The 24,635-nt window shown below is 62.6% G+C and carries 21 protein-coding genes and 1 pseudogene; 11 read left to right on the top strand and 11 right to left on the bottom strand.

The window, feature by feature from the left end; translation table 11 throughout:
* Nucleotides 1–27: 27 nt before the first annotated feature.
* Entirely contained in the window at nucleotides 28–2,385 is a 2,358-nt protein-coding gene (locus tag ON753_RS13760) for an ATP-binding protein (protein WP_265963203.1), read from the bottom strand.
* A gap of 157 nt (nucleotides 2,386–2,542) precedes the next feature.
* Nucleotides 2,543–5,188 (bottom strand): aminopeptidase N, encoded by a 2,646-nt coding sequence (gene pepN, locus ON753_RS13755; RefSeq protein ID WP_265963202.1) that lies wholly within the window; start codon nucleotides 5,186–5,188, stop codon nucleotides 2,543–2,545.
* A gap of 258 nt (nucleotides 5,189–5,446) precedes the next feature.
* Here pepN and ON753_RS13750 point away from each other — a divergent pair, with 258 nt between their 5' ends.
* From ON753_RS13750 to ON753_RS13705, 9 genes and pseudogenes are all read left to right on the top strand, one after another.
* Nucleotides 5,447–5,944: a class I SAM-dependent methyltransferase gene (locus tag ON753_RS13750; RefSeq protein WP_265963201.1), complete on the top strand. Its 498-nt coding sequence runs from the start codon at nucleotides 5,447–5,449 to the stop codon at nucleotides 5,942–5,944.
* Between the two features lie 43 nt (nucleotides 5,945–5,987).
* Complete coding sequence (locus ON753_RS13745; protein ID WP_265963200.1) at nucleotides 5,988–7,178, top strand: CaiB/BaiF CoA transferase family protein; 1,191 nt, start codon at nucleotides 5,988–5,990, stop codon at nucleotides 7,176–7,178.
* A 16-nt stretch (nucleotides 7,179–7,194) separates the two neighbouring features.
* Entirely contained in the window at nucleotides 7,195–7,701 is a 507-nt protein-coding gene (locus ON753_RS13740; protein ID WP_323054731.1) for an NUDIX domain-containing protein, read from the top strand.
* A 165-nt stretch (nucleotides 7,702–7,866) separates the two neighbouring features.
* Nucleotides 7,867–9,746, top strand: a pseudogene (locus tag ON753_RS26720) (adenylate/guanylate cyclase domain-containing protein).
* Nucleotides 9,747–9,938: 192 nt separating this feature from the next.
* Nucleotides 9,939–11,825 (top strand): ABC transporter ATP-binding protein, encoded by a 1,887-nt coding sequence (locus tag ON753_RS13725; protein ID WP_265963199.1) that lies wholly within the window; start codon nucleotides 9,939–9,941, stop codon nucleotides 11,823–11,825.
* A complete protein-coding gene (locus ON753_RS13720) occupies nucleotides 11,825–13,708 on the top strand; it encodes an ABC transporter substrate-binding protein (protein ID WP_377046994.1) in 1,884 nt (627 codons plus the stop codon). The genes ON753_RS13725 and ON753_RS13720 overlap by 1 nt, the downstream gene beginning before the upstream one ends.
* Nucleotides 13,709–14,009: 301 nt before the next feature.
* The gene (locus tag ON753_RS13715; protein WP_265963197.1) at nucleotides 14,010–15,035 is read left to right on the top strand and encodes an ABC transporter permease; all 1,026 of its coding nucleotides are present in this window, start codon (nucleotides 14,010–14,012) and stop codon (nucleotides 15,033–15,035) included.
* Nucleotides 15,032–16,213 carry an ABC transporter permease gene (locus ON753_RS13710; protein ID WP_265963196.1) on the top strand — a complete coding sequence of 394 codons (1,182 nt, stop codon included), beginning with the start codon at nucleotides 15,032–15,034 and terminating at the stop codon, nucleotides 16,211–16,213. Before ON753_RS13715 ends, ON753_RS13710 begins: the two co-directional genes overlap by 4 nt.
* Before the next feature lie 99 nt (nucleotides 16,214–16,312).
* Complete coding sequence (locus ON753_RS13705; RefSeq protein ID WP_265963195.1) at nucleotides 16,313–16,906, top strand: class I SAM-dependent methyltransferase; 594 nt, start codon at nucleotides 16,313–16,315, stop codon at nucleotides 16,904–16,906.
* A gap of 161 nt (nucleotides 16,907–17,067) precedes the next feature.
* Here ON753_RS13705 and ON753_RS13700 read toward each other — a convergent pair whose 3' ends face one another.
* Nucleotides 17,068–17,355 (bottom strand): DUF1330 domain-containing protein, encoded by a 288-nt coding sequence (locus ON753_RS13700; protein ID WP_265963194.1) that lies wholly within the window; start codon nucleotides 17,353–17,355, stop codon nucleotides 17,068–17,070.
* Between the two features lie 81 nt (nucleotides 17,356–17,436).
* On the opposite strand from ON753_RS13700, the gene ON753_RS13695 reads away from it, so the two are divergent.
* Nucleotides 17,437–18,348, top strand: coding sequence for a LysR family transcriptional regulator (locus ON753_RS13695; RefSeq protein ID WP_265963193.1), 912 nt, complete (start codon nucleotides 17,437–17,439; stop codon nucleotides 18,346–18,348).
* A gap of 10 nt (nucleotides 18,349–18,358) precedes the next feature.
* Here the strand turns inward: ON753_RS13695 and ON753_RS13690 are convergent, their stop codons facing one another.
* The 4 genes from ON753_RS13690 to nthA are packed head-to-tail and all read right to left on the bottom strand — an operon-like array spanning nucleotide 18,359 to nucleotide 20,450.
* Nucleotides 18,359–18,820 (bottom strand): methyltransferase family protein, encoded by a 462-nt coding sequence (locus tag ON753_RS13690; protein WP_265963192.1) that lies wholly within the window; start codon nucleotides 18,818–18,820, stop codon nucleotides 18,359–18,361.
* Entirely contained in the window at nucleotides 18,813–19,175 is a 363-nt protein-coding gene (locus tag ON753_RS13685; protein ID WP_323054730.1) for a nitrile hydratase accessory protein, read from the bottom strand. Before ON753_RS13685 ends, ON753_RS13690 begins: the two co-directional genes overlap by 8 nt.
* Nucleotides 19,162–19,821, bottom strand: a complete 660-nt coding sequence (nthB, locus tag ON753_RS13680) for a nitrile hydratase subunit beta (RefSeq protein WP_265963191.1) — start codon at nucleotides 19,819–19,821, stop codon at nucleotides 19,162–19,164. Before nthB ends, ON753_RS13685 begins: the two co-directional genes overlap by 14 nt.
* Nucleotides 19,818–20,450, bottom strand: a complete 633-nt coding sequence (gene nthA, locus ON753_RS13675; RefSeq protein WP_265963190.1) for a nitrile hydratase subunit alpha — start codon at nucleotides 20,448–20,450, stop codon at nucleotides 19,818–19,820. Before nthA ends, nthB begins: the two co-directional genes overlap by 4 nt.
* Nucleotides 20,451–20,605: 155 nt before the next feature.
* Here nthA and ON753_RS13670 point away from each other — a divergent pair, with 155 nt between their 5' ends.
* On the top strand, nucleotides 20,606–21,121 hold the full coding sequence (locus ON753_RS13670) for a peptide-methionine (S)-S-oxide reductase (RefSeq protein WP_265963189.1): 516 nt from the start codon (nucleotides 20,606–20,608) through the stop codon (nucleotides 21,119–21,121).
* Nucleotides 21,122–21,245: 124 nt separating this feature from the next.
* Here the strand turns inward: ON753_RS13670 and ON753_RS13665 are convergent, their stop codons facing one another.
* From ON753_RS13665 to ON753_RS13650, 4 genes are read right to left on the bottom strand one after another with little or no spacing between them, the layout of a single operon-like run.
* A complete protein-coding gene (locus ON753_RS13665; RefSeq protein ID WP_265963188.1) occupies nucleotides 21,246–21,551 on the bottom strand; it encodes a DUF3088 domain-containing protein in 306 nt (101 codons plus the stop codon).
* Between the two features lie 35 nt (nucleotides 21,552–21,586).
* Nucleotides 21,587–22,354 carry a polysaccharide deacetylase family protein gene (locus tag ON753_RS13660; protein WP_265963187.1) on the bottom strand — a complete coding sequence of 256 codons (768 nt, stop codon included), beginning with the start codon at nucleotides 22,352–22,354 and terminating at the stop codon, nucleotides 21,587–21,589.
* A complete protein-coding gene (locus ON753_RS13655; RefSeq protein WP_265963186.1) occupies nucleotides 22,351–23,505 on the bottom strand; it encodes a glycosyltransferase family protein in 1,155 nt (384 codons plus the stop codon). Before ON753_RS13655 ends, ON753_RS13660 begins: the two co-directional genes overlap by 4 nt.
* Nucleotides 23,505–24,632: a glycosyltransferase family 4 protein gene (locus ON753_RS13650; protein ID WP_265963185.1), complete on the bottom strand. Its 1,128-nt coding sequence runs from the start codon at nucleotides 24,630–24,632 to the stop codon at nucleotides 23,505–23,507. Before ON753_RS13650 ends, ON753_RS13655 begins: the two co-directional genes overlap by 1 nt.
* Nucleotides 24,633–24,635: the final 3 nt, after the last annotated feature.

The following is a 24,635-nucleotide window of genomic DNA, read 5'->3' as shown; positions in this document are numbered from 1 at the left end:
TCCCGGGCTGACTTTCAGGCCCGCCTGTCACGCAGGCTGCTTGTCCTCCGCCATCGGCAGCGTGAAGCTTACCGTGGTGCCTTTCTTGACTTCCGACTGGATCGTCAGCTTGCCGCCGTGCAATTCCACCAGCGAACGTGCGATGGCGAGCCCGAGGCCGGAGCCCTGATGGGTTTTGGTGAACTGGTTTTCCACCTGCACGAATGGCTTTGCGAGGCGCTCGATGTCGCGCTCGGAAATGCCGATGCCGGTGTCCGTGACCTCGAAGCGGATCTTGTCGCCGCGCGGCCGCGCCTTGAGCGTCACCGTGCCGTTGTCCGGGGTGAATTTCACCGCGTTGGCAAGCAGGTTCAGGAGGATCTGCTTCAGCGCCCGCTTGTCCGCCTGGACATTGAGGTTTTCGGCGACTTCCGCAGCCACGGTAATGTTCTTCTCGGTCGCCGCGGCGGTAACGATCCGGCCGGCATCCGCGGCGGCAGCCGAAGCGCTGACGGCCTCGGTTTCGATGTTCATCCGGCCCGCCTCGATCTTGGACATGTCGAGAATGTCATTGATCACGTTGAGCAGGTAGGTGCCGGAGGAATAGATGTCCTTGCAATAGTCGGTATACCTGTCGGTGCCGATCGGCCCGAACATCTCCTGGGTCATGATGTCCGAGAAGCCGATAATGGCGTTCAGCGGCGTCCTGAGCTCGTGGGAGATATTGGCCAGGAATTCGGACTTGGCCTTGTTGGCCGCTTCCGCGCGGGTCTTTTCTTCCTGGTATTTGTCGGCCATTTCCACCAGCTGCCGGGCCTGGACCTCCAGCGTCTGGCGGGATTTCTGCAGATCGGAAATCGTGGCCTTCAGCCGCTTTTCCGACTCCATCAGCTTTTCTTCGTGTTTCTTCAGCGCGGTAATGTCCGTGCCGACGGAAACGAAGCCGCCGTCCTTGGTGCGGCGCTCGGAGATCTGCAGCCAGCGCCCGTCTTCCAGTTGCGCTTCGTAGGAACCGTCCGGCGCTCCGCCGCGCTGGGTGACGGTGACCGGCTGGGGGGCGATCTCCGCATTGGAGGCGGCGGCCATCACGTCGTTGTAAGGCGTGCCCGGCTTGATGACCGCGCTGGGGAGGCTGTGCAGCGACTGGTAGTTGGAGTTGCAGATCACCAGCTCGTTCCGGGCGTTCCACAGCACGAATGCCTCCGAGATCGTCTCGATCGCATCGCGCAGGCGCAGATCCGCCATGCGGCTCTGTTCGGCGAGCTGGTGCTGCTCGGTAATGTCGATGCAGATGCCGATCAGGTGCGGTTCCGCGCGGCCCGGCTCGGACTGGATTTCCCCGCGGGCCCGCAGCCAGATCCAGCTGCCGTCCGCATGGCGCATGCGGAAGGTTTCGTCGACCAGCGTTTCGCCGCTCTCCAGCAGATGCTCCGCCAGGGCGAGCAGGTCGATATCGTCCGGATGGGTGATGTCGGAGACATCGGCAAAGCTCAGGATGTCGTCCTTGGGCTCCCGGCCGAGCAATTCATAGAGCGAGGAAGACCAGAACATGCGGCCGCGGGAGAGATCCCAGTCGAACAGGCCGCAGCGACCGTGGGTGAGGGCGGTGTCGATACGGGCCCTGGTCGCGGCATACATTTCATCGGCGGTTTCCGCGCGCGTAGCCTGGCTGAAAAAGCCGTAGATCACCGCCAGAAGCACCAGCGAAGTGCCCACGAACAGCGTCACGTTGGCCGAAAGGTCCTTGCGCCAGTCGGCGTAGATCGCCGTCTCGGGCTGCAGGACCGCGACCATGCCTAGGCGCCCGTCGAGATGATGGACCGTGGCGAATACCTGTTCGTCACCGTCCGGACGGCCAAGACCGGCAGGCACGGACAGGACGCCGGCACGCGAGCCGAAGACGGTCAGCGGTTGCGACGGGCTGAGGATGTCGGTGATCGGGCGGCTTTCCATGTCCGGATGGGCCGGGGCCGAGGCGACGATCGTTCCGGACGGATCGGTGATCAGGAAAATCCGGCCCTTGCTCGTGGCGCCGGCCGGCAGGCTGTCGGCCAGGAGGCGCTTGAGTGTCGTCCGGTAGCCGGCTTCAGGAAGAGTGTCCTGCTCGGCGTTGAGATTGCCGGCGACAACGGTCGCCAGCAGGCTGAGCGTGCTCTGCGCCGATGTCTGCGCTTCGGAATAGCGGCCGGCAAGTTCGCCGCCGCGAAAGAGCGCCAGTATGACGATGAAGACGATCGCAAGGCCGGGAATGACACGTCGAAGCAGGCCGTCGGACCGGGCAAGGCTGTTCAGGAAGGTTTCGACCAGGGTGCGCAGCGGCAGGCCTGGCGCGCTTGCGCGCGTCTCCTGATCTGACTCCTTCTCGCCGCGCCGCGCAGATGCGTCGCCAGCCAATGCTTGCGTCATGGGAAGTGTGCCTCAAGTTCCGCCGCATCGGAGCTTGCCCCGAATCACTTCCATTTGAATCAAAACGTCTGTTTTTGTCCAGACCTGCGGAAGAAGAAAATGGTTAACGCGCGGCGCGATTTGCTGCTCTCGCGTTAACCTTCTTCAGTATTGCACACTATTGCAATGTCCTGTCGACGATGTCGCGACTGTCTCTCGACAGATCTTCGCATGAGGAAATCCGCAGGAGGGCAGATTCCGCAAGGACAGAACGTTGTGGGTCAAGGGCCCGCCATGACCTGAAACTGGTCAGCAGACGGGACGCGACCTGCGGGTTGCGCTTGTCTATTGCCAAAACCGATTCGGCAACCAGCTCGAAACCGGCCCCGTCGGCCCGGGCAAACTGGGTCGGATTGCCGGTGGCGAACGACTGCAGGAGCGAGCGCACCCTGTTCGGATTGCTGCTGTCGTAAAGCGGGTGCTTCATCAGCGCCCGGACCTTGTCCAGCGTCCGGTCCCCCGGCGCGGTGGCCTGGGTCATGAACCACTTGTCCATGGCAAGCGAACTGGCCTCGTGCCGCTTCCGGTAGTGGTCCAGCGCGGCTTCTTCCTGCGCCATGTGGTCATGAACGAGGAGCGTCAGCGCGGCCAGGCGGTCGGTCATGTTGTCAGCGGCCACGAAACGGTCCCAGACAAGCCGGGCGGCATCGTCGTCACCCGAAGCCGCGTAATAGTGCAATGCCCGGTTGGCAAGGGCACGTTTCCCGACGGCCTCCGCGTCAGGGGAATAGGCCCCCGCGGGAGCAAGACTGGTGATGAGCGGCAGGAGTTCGCTACCGTGGCTGAGGGCGATCGCTTCCCGCAGCAGCCGGCGCGCCGCGAAGATGGCATCCGGGTCGACATCCTTGCCGATCTCCTGGGCGACATCGGCTTCGCTTGGCAGCGTGAGCGCCTGCGCCCTCAAAGCCGCGTCAAGCGAAGTATCGGTCAGCACGGAGCCCATGACGCGGATGACGTCCTCGGACGGCTTGCCGCTGTCGCCTCTGCGAATGAGGCTGGAGAGCCGCACCAGATCCTGCATGGCCAGGGTCTGCACCGCCTGCCAGCGGTTGAAGGGATCGTTGTCCTGAGCCGCCAGAAACAGCAACTCGTCCGGCTGCAATTCCTGGCTCAGCCGGATGGGCGCGGAAAACCCGCGCAGGAGCGACAGGACGGGCCGGGAGGCGACATCCCTGAACGTTACCTCCTGATGGGCCTTGTCGAGCACCAGAACATCGCCGGAGACAGTGGCGCCCTCGGGAGCGGAAAGGTCCATGTCCTCGCCATTCGGACCGATAAGCCCGAAGCGGAGCGGAATGACTGCAGGTTTGCTGGACTTTTGCCCGGGCACCGGCGGGATTTCCTGAGAGAGCTTGACCGTAAAAGTCTGGCGCTCCGGATCGTATTCGCTCTGGACGGCGACGACCGGGGTGCCTGCCTGTTCGTACCAGAGGGCAAACCGGCTGAGATCGATTGCGGCCGCTTCCTCGAAACAGGCAAGAAACGCCTCGATCGTCGTGGCTTGCCCGTCGTGGCGGTCGAAATAGAGATCGAGCCCGGCCCGGAAGCTGTCGTCGCCCAGCAGCGTCTTCAGCATGCGCACCACTTCCGCACCTTTTTCATAAACCGTGGCGGTGTAGAAGTTGTTGATTTCGTGGTAGATCCGGGGGCGGACGGGATGGGCCAGCGGTCCGGCATCCTCCGGAAACTGATGGGATTTCAGCAGCCGCACGTCGGCAATCCGCTTGACCGGGCGGGAGCGCATGTCGGCAGAAAATTCCTGATCGCGGAAGACCGTCAGGCCTTCCTTCAGGCACAGCTGAAACCAGTCGCGGCAGGTGATGCGGTTGCCGGTCCAGTTGTGAAAATACTCGTGCGCGATCACCGCCTCGATGTTGGCGTAATCCTGGTCGGTCGCGGTATCCGGATCGGCCAGAACGTATTTGTCGTTGAAGATATTGAGGCCCTTGTTCTCCATCGCGCCCATGTTGAAATTCGACACGGCGACGATGTTGAATACCTCCAGATCGTATTCGCGGCCGAAGACCTGCTCGTCCCAGCGCATGGAGCGCTTCAGGCTGTCCATGGCCCAGTCGCACAGGCCCTCCTTGCCGTGCTCCACATAGATGTTGAGCTCCACATCCCTGCCTGACGCCGTGGTGAAGCGGTCCGGCACCTGCGCCAGGTCGCCTGCAACCAGCGCGAAGAGATAGGCCGGCTTCGGGAACGGGTCGTGCCAGACGGCATAGTGGCGGTCCGAACCGGCAACGCCGCCGGTCTCGATCAGGTTGCCGTTGGCGAGCAGCACCGGGCATTCGGCCTTCGGAGCTTCCAGGCGTGTCGTGTAGACGGCCAGAACGTCCGGACGGTCCAGAAAATACGTGATGCGGCGGAAGCCTTCCGCCTCGCACTGGGTGCAGAATGTTCCGGATGACCGGTAAAGCCCCATCAGCTTGGTGTTGGCGCCGGGATTGATTTGCGTCGTGATGGTCAGCTCGAACGGGGATGCGGGCGGGGCGTTGATTTCCAGCCGGTCGGCGGACGCCGTGAAGTCCTGGCTGCCGAGCTCCTCGCCGTTCAGTTTCAATCCGGTCAGGGTAAGCTCGTCCCCGTCCAGGACGAGAGGCGTACCGGCCTTCGTTCCGGCCTGTCGGGCAAGCGACAGCGTGGCGGTGACCGTCGTGGCGGCCGGATCGAGCTGTACGTCCAGATGGACCGTGTCGATGCGGTAAGCGGGCGGTTGGTACTCTTCCAGCCGGATGGCGGGCGCCGTTTCGGAACGCATCGAACTCTCCTGCAATGACGTCATACAAGCAAAGGATCGCGGCTGATGAAGCCTGGTTTGGGGTCAGGGCCGGTCAAGAGGTCCCGATACCAAGGCGTTAGCATGATCGAACAATGGGGCAAAGGCCTGTTTCCGTTTCCGCCTCCTGCGGCAATTGGAACGAGGGCAGATCCCTGTTCAATTACGCCAGATAGTGCTTTGACGTGGTGCAAGCCATTGTCTATGTCATGACCTTTGCCAGAACCGGGAACCTTTTTGATGAGCCGTTTGGACAGTTTCATTCGCCGTATGACTTCCCAGAAGATCCTGATGGAACATCTGGTCGACAGGGTCAACGAGGTCGAAGGTCCGATTCTGGAGCTGGGGCTGGGCAATGGCCGAACCTATGACCATCTGCGCGAAATCTACCCGAACAAGGAAATCTTCGTTTTCGATTTCACCATGGACTGCCATCCGAGCTGCGCGCCCGATGCCGAACACATGATACTCGGCGATATCCGCGACACGCTCGCCTTTTGCGGTCCGCGTGTCGGCGCCAAGGCGTCCTTTGCTCATATCGACATCGGCTCCGCCGACCCGACCAATGACCTGGCCATCGTCCACTGGCTTGCGCCGCTGATCGACAAGCGGATGGCCGTCGGCGGCATCGTCATGTCGGCCCTGGAACTCGACCTTGCGAATTTCGAGGCGCTGGAAAAGCCCGAGGGTATTCATCCGGGCCGCTACCACGTCTACCGCAAGACCTGCGAAGCGTGATGCCAGGCCGGAGTGAGGTGGTCAACTTTTCAAGGAACCGAGCATGACCGCGCCGCTGAAAGGCATAAAGGTTATCGAACTTGCCCGCATTCTGGCCGGCCCCTGGACCGGTCAGACCCTGGCCGATCTCGGTGCGGACGTGATCAAGGTGGAAAGCCCGCAGGGGGACGACACCAGAGGCTGGGGACCGCCCTTTGTCCGGGACGAAGCCGGTGAGGACCGGGACGCGGCCTATTTTCATGCCTGCAATCGCGGCAAGCGGTCCATTGCAGTCGACTTCAGGACGGAAGAAGGGCAGGAGATCGTCCGCCGGCTGGTTGCCGGAGCGGATGTCCTGATCGAGAATTTCAAGGTCGGCGGTCTGGCCAAATACGGGCTCGATTACGAGAGCCTCAGGAAGGTCAATCCGAAGCTGGTCTATTGCTCGATCACCGGCTTCGGACAGACCGGTCCCTACGCCCGCCGTGCGGGCTACGACTTCATGATCCAGGGCATGGGCGGGATAATGGACCTGACCGGAGAGCCGGATGGCGCCCCGCAGAAAATCGGTGTCGCCTTCGCCGACATCTTCACGGGCCTCTATGGCGTTATTGGCGTTCTGGCGGCGCTCCGCAGGCGCGACGAGACCGGCGAGGGCGAATGGGTGGACATGGCCTTGCTGGACGCGCAGGTCAGTGTGCTCGCCAATCAGGCGCTGAATTACTTCGTGTCCGGCAGGTCCCCGAAACGGCTCGGCAATGCCCACCCGAACATCGTTCCCTACCAGGTGTTTCCCGCAAAGGACGGGCATCTGATCATCGCCGTCGGCAATGACAGCCAGTTCAGGCGCCTTTGCGGCGTGCTCGGCCTGCCCGCGCTCGCCGGCGAGCCGAAATTCGCCACCAATGCGGCGCGCGTTGCGGCCAGGTCCGAACTGATCCCGCTTCTAAGCGCGGAAACCGCCGCCCGCAACCGGGACGATCTGCTTGCGGCCCTCGAACTGGAAGGCGTGCCCGCCGGGCCGATCAACTCGGTCGAAGAGGTCTTCGATGACCCGCAGGTGCAGGGCCGCGGGCTGAAGGTCGATCTGCCCGCAACCGGCGTTGCCGGCGGAACCGTGCCGTCGGTGCGCACGCCCATCAGTTTCAGAAACAGTGAACTCGTTCTCCGGCACGCGGCACCCATGCTGGGAGAGCATACGCAGGAAATTCTCGCCGAACTCGGTCTCGTGCCTTCGAAAGGCACGGGATCATGAAGTCAGGAGGCGCATGATGGCAGATCCGGATTTCCTGAAGATAGTTGACGCCGAGGTGCTTGCGAACGAGTGGGGCAAGCTGACCAGGTACAGGATCGAATACAGGCGCAGGGACGGGACCTGGCAGGAACAGGTCCGCGAGGCCTACGACCGGGGCAACGGCGTCACCTGCCTGCTTTACAATCCTGAAACCGGCTGTGTTCTGCTGACCCGGCAATTCCGCCTGCCGGTCTGGCTGAACGACAAGGATCCGTTGGTGATCGAGGCACCGGCCGGAATGCTGGACGGGGCCCATCCGGAAGACCGGATGCGGGCCGAGCTTGTCGAGGAAACGGGTTTCGAGATTTCTCGGCTGGACCATCTCTTCGACGTTCTCATGAGCCCGGGAGCGCTCACCGAGTATCTTTCCTTTTTCTCCGGCACATACCATCTGAAGGATCAGGTCGCGGAAGGGGGGGCCATGAGCATGAAGGCGAGGATATTGAAGTTCTCCACGTTCCGCTTGACGATGCGCTTCGGATGATCCGGTCCGGTGAGATCTGCGACGCCAAGACCATCATACTTCTGCAGGAGCTTGCGCTGCGGAAAATGGTTCCCGGGCAAACGTGAATCTCGCCAGATCCTGTCCGCCGGGATTTGACGCCAAGCCATTGGCGGGTAAGCTGTTGCCGACAACGGAGGCCGCCTGATGGCGAAGAAGGACCGTACCCGAGGGCGCATGAAGTGGCCCCTGACGACCGTCGTCGGGCTTGGCTTCGGCGCGTTTGTGGCGCTGGCGATCGGTCTGGTGCTCGGCCTGTCCGTGATGGCCAATTTCCAGAACACCTTTTCGCTTCTCAACGACAAGGCGATCTTGAGCACCCAGGCGCTGGAGACGCGGCTGCGCACCCACTTCCGATCCGTTGAAAGCGCCGTTGTCGGACTGAAACCCTATTTCGATGACGATACCATCGGCTTCAGCAATCCGGAAAAGACCCTGGAAGACCTGTCGATCGCCATGAAGGCCAATGGCGATCTCAGCACGCTGGCCGTCACGGACCTGAATGGCCGGCGGCTGGGCATCTTCCGTGCGCCGTCGGGGAAGCTCTGGCGGATATCGACCGACGTGCCGCCGCCGGGCATGATCTCGGACGGTATTCCAAATCTGGTGGCCGATAGCGGGCCGACCTGGGGACCGCTTGTGCGTCATGATGTTGGCTTGTTCGCAAATGTCTCGGTGCCGATCACCCGGAACGGCCAGGTCACCGGCATACTGACGGCGGCAACGTCAATGGAGGACCTGTCGCATGCGGTGTCCGCGCAGGACGAAGGCGCCAACAATACCGTCTTCATCATCTCGGGAGACGGCAAGGTCATCATGCACTCCGACGTGAACTGGCTGCAGACAGGCGGAAGCATAAAGGACAATCTGCCAAGCCCCTGGAGATCCGCGGGAGATCCGGTTCTGGCGGCGATGGCGAACGAGCAGCGCCTGAACGAATTCGAGAAGGCGGCGGAACTCGGCATCGAGGTTTCGTTCGTGGAAGCAGGCGGCAGCGAATACATTCTCATGAAAGGCGTTCTGGAAGGCTTTAGCGACGAGGCCTGGATCGTGGGACAGTATTATCGTGGCGTCACGGTTTCCCGCGAGGTCAGGCGGCTGGCCGGGTCGATGTTCGTCGGTTTCGGCGCGCTGGTGGTTTCGGTCCTGATTGCCTTCTGGATCGGCCGGCGGGTGGCCCGGCCGCTGCGCAATCTTGCCGTTCAGTCACGGCGGGTCGGCTCATTGTCGTTGAATGAGGTCGAGCCGCTGCCGCGCAGCCGGGTAGCGGAGGTCGATCAGGTTGCTCTCGCGTTCAATTCCATGGTGGAAGGCCTGAAGGCCATGAACACCTATGTGCCGCGGTCGCTGTTCATCAAGCTGATGCGTCTGGGCGGCCGCGGGGCGGCAGACGCGCGGGAAGCGGAACTGACCATCGTGTTCACCGATATCGTCGGCTTCACTGCGCTGTCCGAACACATGAGCGCCGAAGAAACGGCCGGCCTTCTGAACGACCATTTCGCCATCCTGGTTGAGGCGGTGGAGAGCGAGGACGGGACGGTCGACAAGTTCATAGGCGACGGCATGCTTGCATTCTGGGGGCTCCCGACGCGCGGCCCGACCATGCCGCAGCGGCGGTCAGAACAGTCCGCCGGATCGCGGCTGCCCTCCATAAGGCCAACGAGCAGGCGGTGGAGGAGGGCCGGCCCCGGCTCCTGCTTCGCGTCGGCATCCACACCGGGCCTGCTGTCGTCGGCAATGTGGGCGCGCTCGACCGTTGGAACTATACGGTTGTCGGCGATACGGTGAATGCGGCCGAACGCCTGCAGACGCTGGGCAGGGAAGTTGCGGGAGATGCGGAAGTCACCATTCTGGCCAGCGCTAACACCGTTGCCCAACTCCCGGGCGAGCGGAACCTCCGCCGGGCCGGAGAGCATCTCTTGCGTGGGCGGAGTGATCCGATGGAGGTTTACTGGCTGGATCCGTTCCCGGCGGCCGAACCCGCGCAAACCGCTGCGGAAGATTTGCCGGTCTCCGCGGCAGAGTAGCTTTGAAACTTTACTGCGCGCACGGACAAGATTCTGAACAGAAAAGGGATTTTTTGCCAATATGATTTAGATCACTGATACTCGGTACCGATTTCTGCATTGCTATCGCTCGGCGAATTTGGTTGTCTTTCTATTGCAACAAGGGCTTATTAAGCCACTCTGAGACAAACCTTGCCGGGGAGGAGCCGCGCGGTGAATGTGCTCTCGATCGAGGGACTGACGGTCGATTTTAATATGCCGGAAGGCCGTATCAGGGCGGTCAACGACGTCTCGTTTGTCGTGCCCCAGAACAAGACGGTCGCGCTGGTGGGAGAGTCCGGGTCGGGCAAAACGGTCATTTCCCAGACGATCATGGGCCTGCTTCCCGATGCGGCCGCGATCACATCCGGCAAGGTCGTTCTGGCCGATCCTTCAGGCACCGAGCCGCCGGTCGATATCGCGACACTCGAGCGCAAGGGCGCGAAGATGCGGCACCTGCGCGGCAACCGGGTTGCGATCATCTTCCAGGAACCGATGACGTCCCTGTCGCCGCTGCACACGATCGGAGACCAGATCGGCGAGGCAGCGCTCCTGCATCGCAACGTCTCGCGCGCCGAGGCCCGCGAACTCACCAAGGACATGCTCCGCCTCGTCCATTTCCCGGACCCGGAGCGCGCGCTGGATACGTATCCGTTCGAGCTTTCCGGCGGTCTGCGTCAGCGCGCCGTGATTGCCATGGCGATGATCTGCCGGCCCGCGCTGCTGATCGCCGACGAGCCGACCACTGCCCTCGACGTGACCATCCAGGCCGAAATCCTGAAGCTCATCCGCGAAGTCCAGTCCGAGCTGGAAATGTCGGTGCTGATGATCACCCACGATTTCGGTGTGGTCGCCAATATGGCCGATGAGATTGCGGTGATCTACCACGGCCGCATCCTGGAAAAGGGGACAGCCGAGCAGCTCTTCGGCGATCCCAGGCACGATTACCTGAAGGCGCTGCTCAACGCGGTGCCGAGCTTTCACATGGGCAAGGACGAACGGCTCGTGCCGATCCGCCCGATCAAGGTGAAGGCCACGGACCTCACCGCGAACCGAACGCGCTGTGACGTTGCCCCGGGCGAGCCGCTCGTTGAAATGCGCAACGTGACCAAGGAATTCACCTTGCGCAAAGGCTCGTTTCTGGGCGGCAAGGCCAGGACGATGACCGCGCTGGACCAGGTCAGCCTGACGATCCGCCGGGGCGAGTGTCTGGGACTGGTGGGCGAATCCGGGTCGGGCAAAACCACCGCCGCCAAGGCGATCTTGAGAGCCGTCAAGCTGGAAGGCGGCCAGGTTCTCTACAACCGGGGCAACGGGCTGGAGGACATCGCCAAGCTGAGGGGCTCGGCCCTCATGGATTACCGGCGCAGGGTCCAGCTGATCTTCCAGGATCCCTTTTCCTCGCTCAATCCCCGTATGACCGTCAACGATATCCTGACCGAACCGTTTGAGGTTCACAGCATCGGCACTGCGTCCGAACGGGCGGAGCGGGCAAGAAATCTGATGAACCTGGTCGGACTGGACCCGCGATATCTGCGCCGCTATCCGCATTCCTTCTCAGGCGGGCAGCGCCAGCGCATCGGCATCGCCCGCGCGCTTGCGCTCAATCCGGAATTCATTCTTTGCGACGAGCCGACCTCGGCGCTGGACGTTTCGGTGCAGGCGCAGATCCTCAACCTGCTTCAGGATCTCAAGCGCGATCTCAATCTGACCTATCTCTTCGTCAGCCATAACCTGGCGGTGGTCGACTATGTCGCCGACCGGATTGCCGTCATGTGCCGTGGCTGCCTTGTGGAAATGGGCGAAACCCGCACCGTCGTGGGCAATCCGCTCCACCCCTATACTAAGGCCCTGCTGTCCGCTGTTCCCGAGCCGGACCTGTCAGCGCGTTTGGATTTTGCCGCCCTGGATGCCAACAGGGCATCGGAGCCGCAACTCTGGCCGGAACCTTTCCGCCTTTCGGACGGTATGGAACCGTCACTCGTCGAATTGGAACCGGATCACTTTGTCTGTGCACCTGGCCTGAAGAATGCCGGGGCACTTGAGGGGACTGCAGCATGATGTTCTTGAAATCCGTCAGGGCAGGACTGTTCCTGGCCGCAGCGATGATGACCGGTCCGCTGGTCGCGCTGGAGCTGAAAGAAACACCGGGGCTCGACGCCTCGCTGCCACCTGTGGCGGAGCGGGTTCCGTCCGAGCCCCTGGTCGTCGACCTCGAAGCCAAGGGCCGGGAGACCGGCAGGCACGGCGGCACGCTCGACACGCTGATCGGCCGGGCCAAGGACGTGCGGCTGATCAACGTGTGGGGCTATGCGCGTCTTGTCGGCTACAATGAAAGCCTCGATCTTGTTCCGGACATCCTGCAGGACATCGAGGTCGAGGACGGCCGCATTTTCACGCTGCACACGCGTCAAGGGCACAAGTGGTCCGACGGCCACCCCTTCGGCGCGGAAGACTTCCGCTACTATTTCGAGGATGTCGTCAGCAATGAAGAACTGACGCCCGCCGGCCTGCCGCCTTTCCTCCTGTCGAATGGCCAGAAACCGAAATTCGAGGTGCTGGACGAGACGACGGTGCGGTTCACCTGGGCGGACCCGAACCCGCTGTTTCTGCCGGAGCTTGCGAAATCCCGGCCCCCGTTCATCTACCGGCCGTCGCACTATCTGAAGCAGTTCCACGAGAAATACGGCGATCCAGATATCATCGCCAAGGAAGCGGAAAAGGTGAAGGCCCGCGGCTGGGCGCCGCTGCATAACAAGAAAGACGATATGTACAACGCCCAGAATGTGGATATTCCGAGCCTGCAGCCCTGGGTGCGCAATCGCGCCGACAGTGACCTGCGCTTCATTCTGGAGCGGAATCCGTACTATCACCGGGTCGACAGCACCGGACAGCAGCTTCCCTACATCGACGAAATCGTCATGACGGTCGCCGATGGCAAGCTGATCCCGGCAAAGACGCAGGCCGGCGAGAGCGACCTTCAGGCGCGCAACCTCAGCTTTGCCGACGTCACGGTTCTGAAGAAGGGTGAAAAGCAGAACGACTACGTGACCGCGCTCTGGTCGAATTCCAAAGGCTCGGAGATTTCGCTGCTGCCGAACCTGACGGTCAAGGATCCGGTCTGGCGCGAGCTGCTGCGCGACACCCGTTTCCGCCATGCGCTTTCCCTCGGCATCGACCGCACGCTGATCAACCGGGTGCTGTTCTTCGGTCTCGGCAGGCCGGCCAATGACATGGTGCTGCCCGCCAGCCCGCTCTACAAGGCCGAGTACGCCACCAAATGGGCCGAGTACGACCCGGAAAAGGCAAACGCGCTTCTGGATGAAATCGGCCTCACGGAGCGCAACGGCGAGGGCATCCGCCTGATGCCGGACGGGCGCGCACTGGAAATCATCGTTGAAACCGCCGGTGAGGACCAGACACACGATGATGCACTGGAACTCGTCACCGAGATGTGGCGGGAGATCGGCATCAAGCTGTTCGCAAAGCCCAGCCAGCGGGACAACATGCGCGAGCGCGCCATCACGGGCGAACTGCTGATGTCCGTCTGGTGGGGATTTGAAAACGGCATCCCGACCTCCGAAATGCCGCCGGAAGACTATGCACCGGTTCATGGCGACAGGTTCGCCTGGCCCGCATGGGGCGATTACTACGAAACAGGCGGCGAGGGCGGCGAAAAGCCCGACTGGGAGCCGGCCGTGCGCCTGATGGAGCTCTACAAGACCTGGCTGGTTTCCAGGGAGCCCGAGGAACGCAGGGCGATCTGGGATGAGATGCTGCAGATTCATGCCAACCAGACTATCCATATCGGTCTGGTCTCGGGCGTCCCGCAGCCGGTCGTGATCAAGGACGTTGAAAACGTTCCCCTGGAAGGGATCTACGGCTGGGATCCGGGTGCCCATTTCGGAATTCACCGCATGGATGAGTTCTACATGGCCGAGTGAACACGAACCGAAAGACGACGGATTTCCAGGAAGGCAACATGGCTGACAGGCTGAACAAAACCGCAGGTCCGGCCCGTCATGTCTGCCAGGACGGATCCCGGAGATCCCGTCACATCATTACAGGACCCGGATCCGTTCGGCGGATCCGGGTTCGCAACCGGCCGGCGGTGATTTCAGAATTATTTGTTTCGGGTGGACACGCTCTCGTTCTAAAAACATGCTGACAGGAAGAACGAGGCGGCCGTTTGACGAGCCGTGGGTGCGTGCTTTGCGGGAAGTATCGGGGCTAAGGGGAGTTTAGGTGCTTTATTACATTATTCGCCGGATACTGATGATGGTCCCGACACTGTTGGTGATCAGCTTTTTGATCTTCTTCATCGTTGAACTCCCGGCTGGCGACTACATCTCCAACCAGATCGCCGCATTGAAATCCTCAGGGGAAGCATCTTCGGTCGCAAAGCTGGAGTTCCTGCGCAAGGAATTCTCGCTCGACAGGCCCTTCCTGGAACGATACCTGGTTTGGGTCGGTCTGTGGCCGGGGCCCCACGGTTTCGATGGCCTTCTCCAGGGCAACTGGGGCTGGTCGTTCGAATTCGACAAACCGGTCGATTATGTCATCGGTCCGACGCTGCCGCTGACGGTCGTGCTCAATTTCGCAACGATCTTATTCGTCTATGTCGTTTCCTTCCCGATCGGGATCTATTCGGCGACGCGGCAGTATTCCTGGGGGGACTACGGGTTCACGTTCCTGGGATATGTGGGACTCGCGACACCCAACTTCCTGCTCGCGCTCATCCTGCTCTACATGTTCAACCGGTGGTTCGGTCTATCCATCGGCGGCCTCATGGCACCCGAATATATCGACAGTCCGTGGAGCGTCGACAAGATACTGTCCGTGCTGGCCCATCTGATCGTGCCCACCATCGTGATCGGAACGTCGGGTACGGCCGCCATGATCCGGCGCCTGCGCGCCAATCTTCTGGATGAACTCCACAAGCAATATGTCACCACGGGCCGGGCCAAGGGGCTGAAGGAAGGCCAGCTCCTGGTCAAGTATCCGCTCCGCATGGCGATCAACCCGTTCATTGCCGACATCGGCAACCTGATCCCCTCACTGGTCTCCGGCTCGGTGATCGTCTCCGTGGTGATGAGCCTGCCGACCGTCGGGCCGGTGCTCGTTTCCGCGCTGCAGTCGCAGGACCAGTTCCTGTCCGGCTTCATTCTTCTGTTCGTCGCCATCCTCACCCTGATCGGCATGCTGATATCGGACCTGCTGCTCGCGGTTCTCGATCCGCGTATCCGCCTCGGCGGGAGGGCCTCGTCATGAGTATGGATGCGAAAGACAAGGCAGCCGTGCGGGAAGTCGAGCACTACGTCGATCCGGCACCGTTCAATCCCGCCGTGACGGAGGAGATGACGCCCGCACAGGAGCGCTACTTCCAGGCCTCGCAGTGGCAGATCATGTGGTGGAAATTCAAACGCCACAAACTCGCCGTCTGGTCGGGCGTGATCCTTATCCTGTTCTATCTCACCGTTCCGTTCGCGGAGGTCATTGCCCCCTATACGGCAAATACCCGCGACAGCATGAATCTCTATGCGCCGCCCCAGCAGGTGCATTTCTTTCACGACGGTGAATTCGTCGGACCCTTCGTCTACGGGATAAGCTCGGAAATCGACATGGAGACCCTGCAATGGGTGTTCCAGGAGGATCCGACCCAGGTGCAAAGGATCCGTTTTCTCTGCAGCGGAGATCCTTACGAATTCTGGGGGCTCTTCGACGCCAGCTTTCACCTGTTCTGTCCGGCGAAGGACGGAACCCTGTTTCTCCTGGGAACGGACCGGCTGGGCCGCGATCAGTTCTCCGGCCTGGTCTACGGGGCCAGATTGTCGCTCACGGTGGGCCTGGTCGGTGTGACGATCTCGATCGTGCTCGGCCTGTTCTTCGGCGGTATCGCAGGCTATTTCGGCGGGCTGCTCGACAGCGCCATTCAACGCGTCATCGAGATCATCCGCTCCCTGCCGGAGCTGCCGCTCTGGATGGCGCTTTCCGCCGCGCTGCCGGTCACCTGGAGCCCCGTCTGGATCTATTTCGGCCTTACCATCATTCTGGGCCTTCTCGACTGGCCTGGGCTCGCTCGCGCCGTCCGCTCCAAGCTCCTGTCGCTGCGTGAGGAGGAATATGCCAAGGCGGCGGTGCTCATGGGGGCAAAGCCCCGCCGGGTGATCACACGACATCTGCTGCCCGGCTTCACCAGTCACATCATCGCCTCCGCGACGCTGTCGATCCCGGCGATGATTCTGGGCGAAACCGCACTCTCTTATCTGAACCTCGGCCTGCGGCGCCCGGCCGTCTCATGGGGCGTCCTCCTGAATGAAGCGCAGAATATCTCGGTGGTTACGGTCTACCCCTGGCTGATGGCGCCGGTCATCCCGATCATCATCGTGGTCCTGGCGTTCAATTTCCTCGGGGACGGTTTGCGTGACGCGGCAGATCCCTATAAGTGATGCATCTGAAATCCGGAATGTTCCGGCGGGGCCGTGGAGCGGGATAGTTCTGGCTGAACCATCCCGCTCGCCGCCCGCCTTTGCTGTCAGGAAGCCAACATGTCGAAAAACGCCACAACCGCCGAAGGCTGGGACGAGGAATACGAAGCCGGACGCTGGGCCTTTCTGCGCTCGCTGCCGGAAAGCGGCCGCTACGGCATAATCGGCATGTGGCTGTCGCTGACCGGCACCATGGAAAACGTGCTCGATATCGGCTGCGGCGAGGGGCTGTTATACGAGCGCCTGCAGCCGATGGGCATCAAGCGCTATGTCGGCATGGACCTTTCCCCGGCCTCGCTGAAGATCGCCAATGTGGATCCGGCCATCGCCTCATTGCGCGCGGCGGACATGCACACGTTCGAACCCGAACCCGGCGAAGCGTTCTCGGCCATCGTCTTCAACGAAGTGCTGCATTTCGCCGACGATCCAGCCGCCCTTGTCTCCCGCTACGTGCCCTTCCTGAAGGAAAACGGCGTCATCGCGCTTTCCATGTATTCCCCCAAACGGCCGGAATCGGGCGCCAACAAGCTGATCAACAGCCTTTGGCAGGCGACCGACGACGAGAGCAAGTGGGAAGTCCTCGACGACTATCGTCTGGTCTCGGACAAGAAGGGCGTCACCTGGCGCATGCGGCTGGTCAAACCGGTGAAGTGATTGCGGGCCCACTTGGGCCAGCAGACCCGAAAATCCCGATTGCCTTCCCGGTCCTGCCGCATTGGCGCCGAGACCGGGAACCGGTGACCCGTGTCACATTTCACGCCGAATGCCCGCCACTTCGCCAACCGGCCATGAACCGATGCCGCGGCCTCGGGCACTCAGCTTGGCAAAACCACGATCGTCGACTTGCCGCCCTTGTTGCGCAGTGCGTGGATGTCGGCGAGATCCGGGTCGTCGCGCCAGGCTTGTGCCGCCTCGAGGTTCGGGAAGGACAGCAACGCCGTCATATCCGGCGTGTCGCTTGCGGCCTCGAGAACCAGCGGTTCGGGATCGGCCGCCAGCACGCTGCCACCATGCCTGGCAAGGGCCTCCGCAGCCCTTTCCCGGTAGGCTCCGAGGCTTTCCCGGTCGGTGATCGTGATAATGGCAAGTGCTTGGATGGACATCTCTGCGTCTCCTCTTTGTCGAGATGCGAAAAACCTAGCCAAAATCGCGCCTGCGAAAAATTCTTCATATTCGGAATCAGGATGTGCAAAAATGCACAGGCTATGAACCATTGGGACGATTTGAAATTCGTGCTCGCAATTTCCAAGGCGGGCAGCCTGGCAAGGGCGGCGAGAAACCTTGGTGTGACGCACTCCACGGTTTCACGCCGTCTGGCCGCAATGGAAGAGCGCCTGGGGACGCGCCTGTTCGACAGGCTTCCGGACGGCTTCACGGCAACGGCTGCCGGCGAAGAGGCGGTGGCGGCGGCCGAGCGGATGGAAGCGGAGGTCCTGGCGCTGGACACCCGCCTGACCGCGCGGGATGCGGAGCTGGAAGGTCCCCTCAGGGTAACCGCGGCCCAGCTGATCTTTCAGGTGCAGCTTGCTGATATCATTGCGCGGTTCAAGGAACGGCATCCGGGCATCGACGTGACAATGAACGCTTCCAATGAAATCCTCAGCCTGCACCGGCGGGAAGCCGATATTGCCGTGCGCGTGACGGACAAACCGGACGAGAATCTCTTCGGCCGCCGTGCCACCGGGCAGAACCGGTGTTTCTATCTCTCAAGGGACTACGCCCGCCAGCACCAGGATGCGCTTCTGGAGTCCGCGACATTGAGGCGGGTGCAGTTCGTCACGTTCAAATGGTGGGGCAGAGGCCCGCCAAAGGAACTTCTCGAAAGATTTCCCAATGGAGAAGTCGCCACCGTGACCGACGACATGATCGCGATGCATGCGGCCGTTCGCGCCGGAATGGGGATCGGACATCTGCCCTGCTTCCTGGGAGATCCGGATCCGGGGCTCATCCGTCTGCCCGGCGCCGAGCCGACGCGTTACCTCGACATCTGGATACTCACCCATCCGGATCTGAAGAACGTCGCCCGCATCCGCTCGTTCCTGCGATTTGCAGCCGACGAGTTCAAGGCGAGAAACCGCTTCTATCTCGGGACCTGACGGGTCGGGCTCAGATCCAGCGGCGAACCTTGCCGCGATAGTCCCGGTAGTCATCACCGAAGATCTCGATGAGCCTTTCTTCCTCCGGCCTGATCTGGAATGCGCTCATGTACCAGACGAAGGCGGGCAGGACGACCAGCGCCGTCAGCGTTCCGAGGTAAACCGCAACGGCAAGCAGGAGCGAGAGCAGACCGAGATACATCGGGTTGCGGGTAATGCGGTATACACCGTCGGTGACCAGTTTCGTTGCTGCCTCAGGCGTCATCGGGTTGACGGTGGTCCGCGCTCGCCGGAACAACAGAACACCTTGTGCGCCAAGGATTGCGCCGGCAACGACCAGGAGTGCGGCCAGGATCGTCTGTCCGGGGAAGGCAATGCTGAGCTGCGGCAGCAGCCAGGCGCCGGCGCCCAGCAACAGAACCGCCACGATGAAAACGGCGACCGGCGGAACTTTCAGGCGCATGTCAGCCATGGGGCCTCTTGAGCTCTATCGGTTGACCGTGAGGCGTTGCGCGCGCCGCGTCGTCCCACGCGCTGCGCAACTCCGACAGTTGCTGCGGTCCCGCGATGCCCTTTGACGTCAGCAGCGCCTCGAACGCGTCCAGCCAATGGTCGTAATAGCCGGCGGTCTCACTGCTGCCGTCGCCATCCCTGGCGAGCTTCGCCCCAAGAGCCTCTGCCCATTCGCTCCAGGTGAAGACGCCGGCCTGATGGGCCTGTACCGTCATGGCGAAGACCTTCGCTTCCCAGGGGGCGTTGAACACCGGACCGCCGTCATCGTCCAGCGGCAGGCGCGGCATTGATCGGACATCGTCAGGCAGGGTCAAGATAGGGCTCCCACAGATCGATGCGCAGGACAAGGTCCGGATCGGTGTCCGGGCCCCAGAGATCCGTGCCCCTGAAGGCGACGCCGTAGAGCCAGGCGGGCTGCTCGCCCTTGCCGTGGGCATTGGTATCGGGAAAAACATGGACGCCGTGAACGGCCTCGATCCGGCCCTCCACATCACGGGCATAGCGCGGCAGGCGGGTGTGGGTTTCAGGATGCATCCGCTTCGTGCGCACCCGGTCCCCGGCTTTGAACCTCGCCGGAACGTTCTCGGGCCGGTCGACCGGCGCGCCCTTGGCAAGCACGCCCGCCACGTCGCCGGCCTTCAACACCCGCTTGACGGACTTTGGCGGCACCAGGGCCTTGCCCTGGCTGAGCTCTTCCTGTGTCACCAGCCCGTTGCTCACCACCAGCTTCTCCAGTCCCTTGAGCCAGATCTCGTAATAGCTGGACGAAAGATAATCTGCCGGAGGCAGGGATCTGCGGGCAAAGCGGGAGGCATCCAGCGTCCAGGAGCCGGTGGCGCCCATGGCCAGTGTCACGGCAAAGGCACGTTCTTCCCATTCGGCGTGAAAGTTCGGCTCGCCCGGTTCCAGCTCGATGGGGCCGAACCCCATCTGTCCGCCAAGATCCTGTGCGCCGTTCATGCCGCATCCTCCGGCTTCGACGGGTCGAGCGCCAGACCGGTGCCGATCATGCTGTCCCGGGTGACGAGTTCGGCGAGCCGTTCCTCGCTCCAGCCGTCGGTTCCGGCTGGGCGCTGCGGGATCACCAGATAGCGCATCTCCGCCGTCGAATCCCAAACCCGGATCTGTTTGCCTTCTGGCAGCGTCACGCCGAATTCGGCGAGAACCCCGCGCGGATCGCGCACGGCGCGGGAGCGGTAGGGCGCGGATTTGTACCAGACGGGCGGCAGGCCGAGCACGGTCCACGGATAGCAGGAGCACAGCGTGCAGACGACCATGTTATGCGTCTCGTTCGTGTTCTCGACCGCAACCAGGTGCTCCCCCTGGCGACCGGTAAAGCCGAATTCGGCGACGGCCGCCGTGGCATCGGCGAGCAGCCTTTCCCGGAAACCGGCATCCGCCCATGCCCTGGCAACCACCCTGGCACCGTTCTTCGGTCCGATTCTGGTTTCATAGGTCTCGATCAGCTCATCAAGGGCCAGGGGATCGACATAGCCCTTTTCGGTGAGCAGCGTCTCCAGCGCCCGCACCCGCAGCTCGATATCGGAGAGATGTGAATGGTCGTGATCATGATCGTGATCGTGTGACATGGGAGCTCCATTGGCGACGGGACTCTCGATCCTAAATGTCCAGAAGCGCACCGCCAAGAGGGCAGGGCTGTCACAGTCAAAAATGCTTTGGGGGAATCTCCGCCAACGCGTTTTGCAAACGACGAGTCCATCGGCAGAGTTGGGAAAGACACGGGATGACTTCGGAGGCACAGGTGAAAATCGGGCTGGGCGGCGGCTGCCATTGGTGCACCGAAGCCGTCTTTCAGGCAGTGGCGGGCATTTCCCGGGTGGAACAGGGCTTCATACGCTCCGATCCGCCGAACGCGAGCTGGTCGGAAGCTGTCGTCGTGACCTTCGACCCGGTCGCGCTGCCGTTGGCCGTGCTGCTCGAAATCCACCTGCGCACCCATGCCAGCACCAGCGAACACAAGATGCGCGGCAAATACCGCAGCGCGGTCTATGTCTATGATGCCGGCACCGGCCAGAAGGTCGCCGGAACCATGCGCGAGCTGCAGCGCGGCTTTGACGAACCGCTCGTCACCAAGGTGCTGACCCTCGCCGAATTCAGGCCTTCGGACGAACGCTTCCGGAACTACTATGCGAGCGACCCGGAGCGGCCGTTCTGCAGAACCTATATCGATCCGAAGCTGGCGCTGCTGAGAAAGGAATACGCGGACAGGCTGCGCCAGAAGCAGGTGGCGGCGGAGTAGGTTCCGGGCCGCTCCCGGTGCCGGAGCCGTGAGCAAAGCGCTTCTTCCAGGCACCCGTCATTCCGGATCTGTGTTCGGCTTGGCCTCACTTGTCCAGAATGACAGGGCAGGCAAGAGCCTGCCGTCACGGATGCGGATGGGCAAAGCCGTGACGTTCCGTCAAAGCCGCCAGGATCAGATCCTTGTCATCGATGAACCCGCCCTCGGCCAGTACCAGAACCGGCAGGCTCTGGTTTTCCTCGCCCAACAGGTCGGCGACCTCCCGACGCGGCTTCGGCCAGGCAATGCGCCGCACATCCAGTTTGGCAGCAAGCTCGGGGAATGAGGCCAGCACACCTTCCATCAGCGCGCAGTGCCAGCAATAGAAGGTCTTGCCCGGATAGGCCGGATCTTCGAAACCGGGAGCAAGGAGGCAGAGCGTATCCTTCATTTCGTCTCCAGTTGCAGCTTGGTGACCTCCGCCGCTCAAGGCCGTGGTTCGAACAGCCCCTTCACCTCCGGCCACTCCGCTCCGTCATGATGGGCGGCAATTGCCAGAAACGTTTCCAGAAACGCGAATGAGCTTTCGTCATGGGCGAGGTGGTGGGTCAGCAGGCCGAGCGGTTCGTCGCCCGTGTTCCGCCGGCGGGTGAGTTGCAGATCAAAACGCAGGCGAGCGCTCTCCCAGCCGATGAAGCGCACCTGCTTCTTCCATTTCAGAATGTCGACATGCGACTGGACCTGGCACGCGCGCGGAAAATTGTGCCAGGTGAAGGTGGACAGGCCGGGAAGACCGATGTCCGGCAGGCGGCGGGCGATTTCCGGATCGATCCGGTTCCAGGGCGGCACCACGGCGGGGATGAACCTGTCGCCGAAAAGCGCTTCCAGCCGCGCCTTGCCGTCGGCGAGCTGGCCCATGAGCTCGTCCGGGTCGCGGCGCGAGCCGAGTTCGGCTGCCTTCTCGCCAAGATCCTTGCGCTGAAAGTTCCGGTGCTGCCAGCCATGCTGCAGAACCAGCGCGTGCTGCTCCGAGCCAAGCCGCTCGGCCAGCGCCTGCGTTGCATCCTTCGGGATGATCGCAAGCGCCACATCCACGTTGTGCCGATTGGCGATTGCCAGCATCCTGTCGAGCGCCGCGGTGGGTTCGACGGCATCGTCGTCCCGCCACCAGAACCGGACCTTGCGGCCGCGGTCGGCAAACCAGTCGAGATGCGCGCTCAGTTCGTCCCTGAAGCGCTGAAGGCCGGAGGTCATGTGCTGCGGTCCTTCAGATCCTGAAGAAGAATGCGCGCACTTTCCCGCGCGCCGCCGAGCCGCACCTTGTGCCGGCGGCGGGGCAGGGCGAGCGCATCGTCGATGGCCGCCGCCAGCCGTTCCGGCGTCAACCCGGCTTCGGGCACGACGACCGCGCGGCCGTGGGCCGCCAGAGCCTGAGCCCGCTGGTCTTGTTCCGTCTCGTTGACCTGGGCAAAGGGAACGAAGACGGCCGGAACACCGGCGGCGAGAATATCGAGCACGGTATTGTAGCCCGCCTGGCTCACCGACAGCCGCGCCCGCGTCAGGAGCTCCGGGAAATCCCTGCGGGCCCGCTCCACGATCACGCCGGCCGCGGCGCTCTTGCGGTAAATGGCAAACGCGTCTTCGGAGACATCGTGGCCGATCAGCACCCGCCAGGCGGTGTCTTCCGCACGCCGCGAAAGCGGCCGCGCATCGAGGGCAGCCCACAGCAGGCTCTCGGCCACGGCACCGCCCCCGCAGGAAATGATGACCTCATCCTCACCATCGGTACTGCCTGTCGGCGGACGGGCGCCACCGTCGACAAATCCGGTGTAGCGCACGAGATGGTCGACCCGGTCCGCAAAGGGAAAACTGTCGGTGAGCCGCACGAAGTCCGGATCGGAATGGACCAGGATGCGATCGTAAAACTTGAGCGCCTGCGCGGCCATCCACTCCTCTTTCCAGAGTTCCTTCTTGCGCACCAGAATGTCGCGGATGGACGTGGCGATGAGCGGCGGCTTTGCCCGGGCCGTCGCGCGTTCCAGAAGCGGCGTCAGCTCGAAATCCAGCTGACGGCGGCCGAAGGGATAGGTCTCTGTCAGAAGCAGATCGTAGTCCTCGGCGTCAAAGGCTTGAATCGATGCTTTAACGCGGGCGGATTTCCAAGTCTCGTCAATACCTTCATTGTCTAAAGTGACAAGACGCTTGAAGGCGGCGTCCGGGCTCTTGCAGGCGGGCAGCTCGACGACCCTGAGCGGGCCGGTGTCGAGTGTCGGCGGTATCCGGTTGCCGCTGGCCAGCGTCACCTCAATGCCTTCTGCGGCAAGCGCCTTGCCGATGCGGGCTGCGCGGACCACGTGGCCGGTGCCCAGCAGGTGCTGCACATGAATGAAGGCTTTCAAGCTCATCAGCCCTGTTTCTTTCTTGCGTGCGCAAAATGATTGCGGACGGCGCGTTGCGCGAAGTTGTCAAGCCTTTGCGCGCCGGCCGCAAGCGTGTGGTTCTCGGCGATATGCGCGCGCGCCGCATGGCCCAGCCGGTCGGCCAGCGCAGGATCCCCGATGACCCGGCCCAGATTTGCCGCGAAGGCAGCCGCATCGCCTTCCGGGGAGAGTAGGCCGGTTTCCCCGTTCCTGACGATATCGGGCACGCCGAACGTATCCCCCGCGACAACGCCGACGCCCGCCGCCTGCGCTTCCAGCAGCACAAGGCCGAAAGCCTCGCGGATGGCGGGCCAGACAAACAGATCGTGAAGCGCATACTGGGTGGGCAGCTGCTCCGGCGGCAGGGCGCCCAGCCAGGCGATCTTTTCCGGCGGAAACAGTCCCAGGATGTAGTCCCTGTTCGGACCGTCCCCGATGATCGTCAGCTGCCAGGGGCGGTCCTGCAGTTGCCTCAGCGCCTCGGCCAGAACCTCGTAGGACCTGGTCTTGTCGCCCTCCCGCATCATGCCGACGGTCAGCAGGCTCAGGGGTTGGGCGGCAAGCGGCTTGGGGACATGGGAAGCTTCCTGCAGCGGAGCGGCGTCCAGAAAGGGCAGCAGGACCTCCAGCCGGTCCTCCGGCACGAGCGCGCGCAGGCACTGCGCATCCGCATTGTGGAGCGCGGCAACCGCGTCGGCCCGTTCCAGCGCGGCGTCAGCGGCGGTAAAGCCGTAGGCCCAATCGCCCTTTTGCCGTTTCGGCGCCCGGCTGGCCTCCACGATCGCGTAAGGCAGGTCGAACCGGTCGGCAAGGGCGGGGCCAATCCAATCCGGGGCCTTGTGGTAAAGGTGATAGGTCAGAAACAGATCTGGCCCGTAGCCGGTTCGCAGCCAGTCTTCGGCAATCCTGTCGGCTTCCCTGATCGCCTCCGCGCGGACCGCCCCTTGAATTTCATCGCTGCCCTGCCTGCGCCAGGAGCGGAAAGTGGTTGCAATCCTGACCGCGTGCCCGGCTTGCTCCAGTGCCTGAACGATCAGCCGCCCCATGGTCCTGTCACCGGACGGCACCGGATGGTCCAGAGGTTTCATGGGGGCGGTGAAAGCGATTTTCATAGA

The organism is Roseibium salinum (genome assembly GCF_026240905.1).
GTDB lineage: Bacteria > Pseudomonadota > Alphaproteobacteria > Rhizobiales > Stappiaceae > Roseibium > Roseibium salinum.
This window is presented reverse-complemented; position numbering and strand designations above follow the sequence as displayed.